The sequence below is a fragment of the Bacillus sp. P4_E1 genome (assembly GCF_056401715.1).
The window spans coordinates 1-7,941 of record NZ_JBFUIV010000047.1; the positions used below are offsets into that span (position 1 = coordinate 1).

The 7,941-nt window shown below is 36.5% G+C and carries 6 protein-coding genes and 4 pseudogenes; 5 read left to right on the forward strand and 5 right to left on the reverse strand.

The genetic code is table 11. From position 1 onward, the window contains the following. Nucleotides 1-13: 13 nt before the first annotated feature. The 3 pseudogenes from AC1DS7_RS28470 to AC1DS7_RS28480 all read left to right on the forward strand — a co-directional run. Nucleotides 14-436: pseudogene (locus AC1DS7_RS28470) on the forward strand (YrrS family protein); the annotation flags it as partial. 43 nt (nucleotides 437-479) lie between these two features. Next, nucleotides 480-935, forward strand: a pseudogene (locus tag AC1DS7_RS28475) (Rpn family recombination-promoting nuclease/putative transposase); the annotation flags it as partial. Between the two features lie 272 nt (nucleotides 936-1,207). Next, nucleotides 1,208-1,303: pseudogene (locus tag AC1DS7_RS28480) on the forward strand (helix-turn-helix domain-containing protein); the annotation flags it as partial. Nucleotides 1,304-1,458: 155 nt separating this feature from the next. Here AC1DS7_RS28480 and iadA read toward each other — a convergent pair. Continuing rightward, complete coding sequence (gene iadA / locus AC1DS7_RS28485) at nucleotides 1,459-2,631, reverse strand: beta-aspartyl-peptidase (protein WP_476999388.1); 1,173 nt, start codon at nucleotides 2,629-2,631, stop codon at nucleotides 1,459-1,461. A 36-nt stretch (nucleotides 2,632-2,667) separates the two neighbouring features. After that, nucleotides 2,668-4,080 (reverse strand): YfcC family protein, encoded by a 1,413-nt coding sequence (locus AC1DS7_RS28490; RefSeq protein ID WP_016101020.1) that lies wholly within the window; start codon nucleotides 4,078-4,080, stop codon nucleotides 2,668-2,670. A gap of 269 nt (nucleotides 4,081-4,349) precedes the next feature. Here AC1DS7_RS28490 and AC1DS7_RS28495 point away from each other — a divergent pair. Beyond that, nucleotides 4,350-6,394 (forward strand): annotated as a pseudogene (locus tag AC1DS7_RS28495) (sigma 54-interacting transcriptional regulator). A 283-nt stretch (nucleotides 6,395-6,677) separates the two neighbouring features. Here the strand turns inward: AC1DS7_RS28495 and AC1DS7_RS28500 are convergent. Together AC1DS7_RS28500 and AC1DS7_RS28505 are read right to left on the reverse strand one after the other, a co-directional pair. Continuing rightward, entirely contained in the window at nucleotides 6,678-6,971 is a 294-nt protein-coding gene (locus AC1DS7_RS28500) for a hypothetical protein (RefSeq protein WP_016101022.1), read from the reverse strand. A 5-nt stretch (nucleotides 6,972-6,976) separates the two neighbouring features. Next, the gene (locus AC1DS7_RS28505; RefSeq protein WP_002084522.1) at nucleotides 6,977-7,177 is read right to left on the reverse strand and encodes a helix-turn-helix transcriptional regulator; all 201 of its coding nucleotides are present in this window, start codon (nucleotides 7,175-7,177) and stop codon (nucleotides 6,977-6,979) included. Nucleotides 7,178-7,411: 234 nt separating this feature from the next. Here AC1DS7_RS28505 and AC1DS7_RS28510 point away from each other — a divergent pair, with 234 nt between their 5' ends. Next, a complete protein-coding gene (locus AC1DS7_RS28510) occupies nucleotides 7,412-7,651 on the forward strand; it encodes a hypothetical protein (RefSeq protein ID WP_002035481.1) in 240 nt (79 codons plus the stop codon). A gap of 95 nt (nucleotides 7,652-7,746) precedes the next feature. Here AC1DS7_RS28510 and AC1DS7_RS28515 read toward each other — a convergent pair. Beyond that, nucleotides 7,747-7,941 (reverse strand): IS3 family transposase (locus tag AC1DS7_RS28515; RefSeq protein ID WP_476999389.1); only part of this gene is annotated, 195 nt, incomplete at its 5' end.

Consider the following 7,941-nt stretch of genomic DNA (forward strand, 5'->3'; position numbering starts at 1 on the left):
GCAGCACTGTTAGGCAGTACTGTTAGAAGAGAAGAAACGTGAAGAGAGAGAAGCAGCACTGTTAGAAGAGAAACAAAAAGCAGAAAAATCGGTAAAAACGAGCGAAAATGAAAATAAAGAGGGAGAAAAAACGGCATCTCAAGAAAAGGGTTCTCAAACTAATCCTTCTTGGAAGCCAATTGGTACAGAGCAAGGAGCAAAACCTGCAATGAAATTTAAAGAAGGAACAGTAGATTGGAATGAGATGAAAAAAGCAATTTCTTATGCTGTTGATGTTCCAGAGGGTCAATTGATTTTTGATTTTATTGGAAATAATGGTGAAAATAAAGCCTACGGTAATGTACGAGATAAGCAAAGTAATAAAAAATATAAGGTTGATATTGATTGGGTAGAGAATCAGGGCTGGAAACCAGTATCTGTTCAAGTGGTAAAATAAATAAGCAAAATGTAAATGCTATCCTCTCTTGTTGTGAGCGACTAAGCTATTAAGTGATGATATAGAAGTTCATATAGTAGAGATTCCAAAGTTGATGCAGCAATGGCGCGAAGAGAAAGTCAATCCGGGGGAAGATTCGTTTGTTCGTTGGTTATTATTATTACCTGCGAATGAAGATGAACATCTCACACAAACATTGGAGGATATTGCCATGAACCGAGATCCGATTTTACAAAAAGCAATGAATAAATGGGAACGTATGAGTCAAGATTCTTCTTTCCGTCAAGCATATGAAGCAAGAGAAAAGGCCTTAATGGATGAGGCAGCAAAATTTGCTCATGCAGAACAACAAGGAATTAAAAAGGGAATTGAACAAGGGGTTGAGCAAGGAAAGATGCAACTCATTCGAGGCATGCATACAAATGGTGTGTCTGTAGAAGACATTGCAAAGCTTACGGGATTACCAGAAATAGAAATACAGCGATTTTTGCAGAGCTAGTTCTTAGAGAAAGCATTTTATCCAATAAAATGCTTTCTCTAACTCTGCCTGAAAAGAAGATGAGATGTCTCAATCTTCTTTTTCTATTTTTAGGGGATACGGAAACATCACTATCAAGCTAATGAAAACGAAATAATCCAAGACCGAAAACTCCTTCCTCAAAAATATAAAGGTGTGAAACACTAATTTTAGGTGGGAGATGAATATCAGTAAGCGTAAGCCTACGTTTTTTTTATACTGTAGATATCGTATAAAAAGGTGAGGTGCACCCTATATTAGTAAGTAAGGCATATAAATTTCATATCTACCTAAATAAGAAACAAGAAATATTAATTGCTAAAACCATTGGTTGCAATCGCTTTGTATTCAAAACATGAAATTAATTAGCTAAATTCTTCTCTAAATAAAAGACCACTGATTTTTTAAACCGGTGGTCTTAAGTTTACATACTATTCATTTGTATAAGTGTCATATTTTTCTATTGTCTTTAAATGATTTTTGTAATAGAAGCTTCTTATCTTTCTTATTCAAATGTTCCCTTCACTATCGGAACTTTATTTTCTACCATAAACTTGCCTTTTGCAATGACGCTGTGAATGTCCAACGTTTCTTTTTCCAACAATACGATGTCAGCATCCTTCCCGGTTTGGATACAGCCCTTACTTGAAAGTTTCAGCAATTGTGCGGGATTCGTGGTAATGACTTCTAGTGCCGTTTCTAACGGAATACCTTCCACTAAAACAGATTCTCGTACTTCGTGAAATAGCGAAGATACTTTTCCGACTTGAAGGCCTGCATACTCCCCATTGTTGTCAAAGAAGGGGAGGCTGGCCTGTCCATCTGAGGAGAAGGTGATGTGTCCGACTGGGACCCCATCTTCAAGCATTATACGTAATGCCTCACTGCATTTCACTTCCCCGTCCTCCAAAAATTGAGGAGTAGTACTTGTGGTAAAGTCTACGTAACCGCCTCGCTTTGCGTAATCAATACCCGCCCTAAATAATTCTTCGTTTCGATTTATATGTGTTGGATGGAAGTGCCGAATCGGAATGTTGGTTTTATCTGCAATTTCATGTAACAATGAAAGTTTTCCTTCTCCGTCCCCTACATGAACTTCTATTATGCCAGCTTTTCCGGACAGAAGACCGCCATTGCGTGCGGCAGTGGCGACTTTAACTATTTCCTCAAATGTAGGTTCTGATGATCTATGGTCGGAGATAGCAATCTCTCCAACACCGATAATTTTGTCAATTAAAATAATATCATTTTCGATTTTTCCCGTCAGCGTTTTTACTGGCACTTGATAGGAGCCTGTGTGAATGAAACAAGAAACTCCCTCTTCTTCAAGTGCCCGCGCCTTGGCAAGCAGACTTTCCATTTTACGTGTTGTCCCGTCAGTACCGAGTAAACCGACTAGTGTTGTAATACCTGCAGTTGTAATATCAGTAAGCATCAGCTCAGGTGTGCGGGTTTTGAATCCGCCTTCTCCGCCTCCACCAATTATATGAACGTGTGAATCGATAAATCCTGGAACAACCAAAAGATTTGCCGCATCAATGACTAGAATAGGAGCAAAGTTGTAAGGAATTGCGATTCTATCATCTATGAATGCGATTTTATCATCTGCAATTAATATGTCTTTCCGTCCTAGATAGTTGGGTGCGTATACTTCTCCATTTTTTATTAAGGTAATCAATTCTTTTCTCCTCCTGTCAATACTTTTCGTTTTATATCAGAATGGACCATATCCTATGAAGTGAGCTATGATAACAGCTACTAATCCGATGAGATAGTGAATGAACACAAGTGGCAGAATCCACTTTGCCCACTTAGTCCAAGAAATTCCTGCAATCGCCAAGCCTGCCATTAAGGTCGTAGCGGTCGGAAAAATCATATTTCCGATTCCGTCAGCAAAAGAAAACGATAACACTGCAGTTTGGCGTGTAATACCCAATAAGTCTGCAAGTGGCACCATAATCGGCATTGTCAGCATCGCATGACCCGTGCCAGATGCTAGAACAAAATGAATAAGAGCTTGGAAATTGTACATGCCAACAACGCTTAAATAGTCCGGAATATGCTTGATTGATACAGATAATTGATGCAGCATAGGGTCAACGATATGCCCTTCATTTAATACAACAAGAATGGCGCGCGATACACCGATAATCAAGGCACCACCGAGCAAGGATGCAGAGCCGTTTATAAAGGAGTTAACAATCTGATCTGCAGATAGTTTTCCGATGATCCCAATCATTATTGTTAATAAAAGGAATAAAGATGAAATTTCTGTAATGTACCATTCGAATTTGATTACACCAAACGCCAAAACGATATAATTAATTACAAAAGCTCCTAAGATGAACTTATGTCTTCCTGTTAACTTCTCACTTGATTGCAGTAATTTTTCCGCTTCTTCTTTTGTATATTTTCCATAGATGCCAATAGAAGGATTTTTCTTTACCTTCATTGCGTAACGATAGATATAAAGAACAGAAACAAGGTAGATGATAACAAATAAAATAAGGCGAAACACTATTCCTGAGAACATCGGTAATTCTGCGATTCCTTGTGCAAGCCCTACTGTGAAAGGATTCATGATGGCAGTTGTAAACCCTGACAATGCTCCTACTATGACGATAGCAGTACCTGTAATTGCATCAAATCCCAGAGCCAACGCCAGTGGAATGATAAGAGGAAGATAAGCTAGTGTTTCTTCCGCCATCCCCATTAAAGAGCCACCTACAGCGAAAAACAGCGTCACGACAGGAATCAATAGTTTTTCACGCGTCGCCAACTTCCTAGCCATTGTAGCGATAAGCACATCAACCGTACCAGTTGCTCTTAAGACACCAAAAAATCCTCCGATAATCAATAAGAAAAATATAATATTGCCGGCTTCTACCATTCCTGTATGAACAGCTTTTATCATATCGAAAAATCCGACCGGAGCAGATTCTATTGATTTAAAAGAATTTGGGTCTACAGTAGTCCGGTTATTCACTTCAATCCGTGCATATTCTCCGGTCGGTAAAAAATAAGTTAATAGAGTCGCTATTACGAGAATGCCGAATAGCAATACAAAAACATTAATTTTTTTCTCTTTTTTTCCAAGTGAAACAGCCTGTTCTTGTAGTTGGCTCATATGTGTTCCTCCTTTGTATTTAAAATAAATGGATTGAAATAGAACGCTTACAAAAATACCGCTAATAGAGCATGTTCTTTTCTCGTATTCTGCTGTTTCCCTCCTTTTCATAACCTCGGACACTTCATTAATTTATACATGCAATATGTGTGCCAATATGGATAGTGTGATTTTTAAGGAGATTTTTATGGCAAGAGTAGAGATTTTGGTTTTTATTGTCCTTTTTTGGCGATATAATAGAACCAATTTAAATATAGGCAGGTGTCTTAATGTTAAAATCCTCACTTACACTTATAGCTGGAAGCTCAAAAACAACGCAAGCCTTACAGGAGCAACTAGAACAATTGCTTGGAGACTATGTTTATATTAAAAGCCATGCGGCGGATGAGGGAATACCGCAGTCTCTTGAAGATACAATTATTTTGTATTCATCAGCTTCTGTTTATGATCAAACAAATGGTATGTATAGCGTGAATGCTGAGAAAATAATTGTGGGAAAGAGAACAGTTCATCATGAATACATTGATAAACTTTTAAGAATACCTGAAGATTCATCAGTTCTAGTGGTGAATGATAATGATGATGCAACAATAAATCTTATTGAATCCTTATATCAACTTGGTATAAATCATATTCAATTTATCCCTTTTCGGAAGGGGGTATTGTTTTATGATGATGTTCGAATTGCTGTTTCGCCAGGAGAAACACATCTGTGCCCTTCTTACATAAAAGAAGTAATTGATATAGGTGTACGTCTTTTTGATATGACAACAATTCTGGAAGTTGTAGAATGTTGTGGTTTGAGCAAGGATATATCCTCGAAGATTTCAGAAAGGTATATTAGCAATATCATTGAATTACAACGTAAGTTATTACATGCAGAGCGGGATGCTAAGCAGATGAGTGAGCACATCCAAAATGTGTTAGGAACTGTCGATGATGGAATATTAGTCGTTAACCAGGAAGGGCGGATTACGGTATTCAATGAACGTCTTACGGCATTGTTTCATATTGTGGCGCAAGATGTGGTTAATGAGTATGTAGAACATGTGATGAGTCGTCGGGATATTACCGATTTCATCATGAATGGAAAGGATGAAAGCAAGTTCTTCGACATAGATGGCGTGGATGTCGTAATTTTTCGTTTGCAAATGATGCAAGAAAATACAATTGTCGCAACTTTTAAGAGTGTACATCAAGCCTTTGAAATTGAAAAAACAGCGCAAAGAGAAATGCGTAATAAAGGATTTCATACAAAATACGGATTTGAGGATATTATCGGCGAACATATTGTAATGAAAGAGCGTAAGCGAATCGCCAAGAAACTTGCCTTATCGGAACATCCGATTTTAATTCAGGGTGAAACAGGGACAGGAAAAGAACTGTTTGCCCATGCTATTCATGAGCATTCATTGCGAAAAAACGGACCGTTTCTGGCTGTAAATTGTAGCGCATTAACAGAGAGCCTGCTTGAAAGTGAATTGTTTGGTTACGAAGAAGGGACATTTACAGGAGCACAAAAGGGGGCAAGAAAGGTCTGTTTGAATTAGCGGATAACGGAACTATCTTTTTGGATGAAATCGGGGACATAAGTCTTACTGTTCAATCACATCTGCTGCGCGTTCTGCAGGAGGGAGAAATCCGCAGAATCGGTGGTGTAAGAATTATACCTGTTAATGTTCGAGTGATTACCGCAACAAATAAAGATCTTCAAGGAAAGATAAGGGCCGGTTCATTCAAAGTCGATTTATTTTACCGGCTGAATGTACTTAATCTCTGCATTCCACCACTCATTGAGAGAAGAGCGGATATACCAATTTTGATTAAGCATTTCATCACAAAGAGCGGAAAATGGGTAAAGATAGAACAAGATGTGCTGGAGTATTTCATGCAATATGAATGGCCTGGAAATATACGAGAATTAAAAAGTACAATTGATTATATGCTGACAATTTGTGAGGGAAATGTCGTGACGAAAGGAGATCTTCCGTCCATGCTGGGACAAGAGGGGGGCAGCATGAAATCCGAATATTCCGTATGTGGAAGTATACTGGAAATGAAGGAGCATGTTTTTATCTTGGAAGTAATCAAGCAATGTAACGAAAAAGGAAAGGCGGCAAGCAGAGATCTGCTTTCAAGTAAAAGCAAAGAATCAGACTTTGCTTTATCCCCACAGCAAATCCGTCGCCGCCTGGATATTTTAGAAAGTGAAGGATTTGTCGTAAAAGGAAGAGGGCGAGCCGGTACAAAGATTACTGATGCCGGAATAGAGTATCTGTATTTTCTTAAATCAAAGTATGCTTTGTATTGTTAAAGAAATCATTCCTATATTTTGATTGTGAATGGAAATGATATAATTAGCCATTACAGATTCTGGTGCAAACTTTGCAAGTAATCCCCTAATGTAGATTTCGAATAAAGTTTGATCAAAGTATTGCTGCAAATATTGATTTTATAAAGAGAAGAAACTCACACACTTTGAAAAAATCCGATCAAAATGTGTGGGTTTTAATTTTGGATTCCTTAAGTTTTTATAAAAAAGATTGATCATTTTATGTGGTCTACTTAAATAAACTCAGCTGTTAGTTTAACTATAATTAGTAATTTTTCCTGTTTCTGTTGATAAATATAAAAATACTGCCTAGCACACTTAATGAAAGCACAAAATATAACAATAAATCAGGTAGAAATTCTGAAGGAACAATATCTATCGATTGAAAAATAATAATGGAAATGATACCTAAATATAGGATGTTGTACAACACATTATTTGTTTTATATTGAATTTCTCTCCCTCTTTCGTCTTTTGCTTCATCACTTGATTGGAATTTTATTACATACATCTGACTGATGAATATAAAAACTAAAAATAATGATTTTAACCACAACATATGTCTCACTCCTCCTGATAATCGAACACGTCAGTTATTGACTTTTCAAATATATTTACAATTTTAAAAGCAAGAATTAGAGAAGGATTATATTTATTTTTTTCAAGAGTAGCGATAGTTTGACGACTAACACCCACTCTTTTGGCCAGTTCTTCTTGAGTCCAACCTTTTTCTGCTCGACAAACTACAATTTTATTATGTAACAATAGCAACACCTCTTGAAAAGATTGTAATTTATTTCTTACAATTTATAAATTATTTTTGACAAAGTGTTATTTGAAATTAATAATATGCACAAAAAATACCCCTTTATACAAAGGGATAAAGCGGTGCAACTTTTTTATAAACAGTACGACTTTATTTCGAAGGTACAATATTTTTTCTCCTGAAATTAATTTATCATATATAAACTATAAATCTTTTTTAAGGAGAGAGAAACTATGGGGAGTTCAGTTAGTGATCAAGTACTTTCTCGTTCATCAGGTGAGAGTTATAATGATACGGCTTCTGTTGATGTAAAAGTTGGGGATCATTTAGAAACTTGGAAACGTGTTAAAATACCTTCTTCTGTATTATTACATAATCCTAATAATATTTTTGATGCAACTATTTATAAAAATGATGAAACCAAACAAATTATTGTTGCTTTTCGTGGCTCTTGGGAACAACCAATTTCTTAAGTTGATGGGTATGCGTCAGTACCCCATAAAGAAAAGACACCCATATATGGTCTTATTGGTCTTATCCCCGTCAAGTAGACAGCTTTAAAAAAAGACTAAGCAGCCATTGAGATTCGATATTCAATCGGAGCTCGATGATTGAGTCGTTTTTGGAATCGTTTGTAGTTATAATGATAGATGTATGTTTCAATTGCTTGAATCAATTCTTCTTTTGTTTGATAATAATTGAGATAAAACATTTCAGATTTAAAATGAGAAAAGAATGATTCAATACAAGCATTGTCATGGCA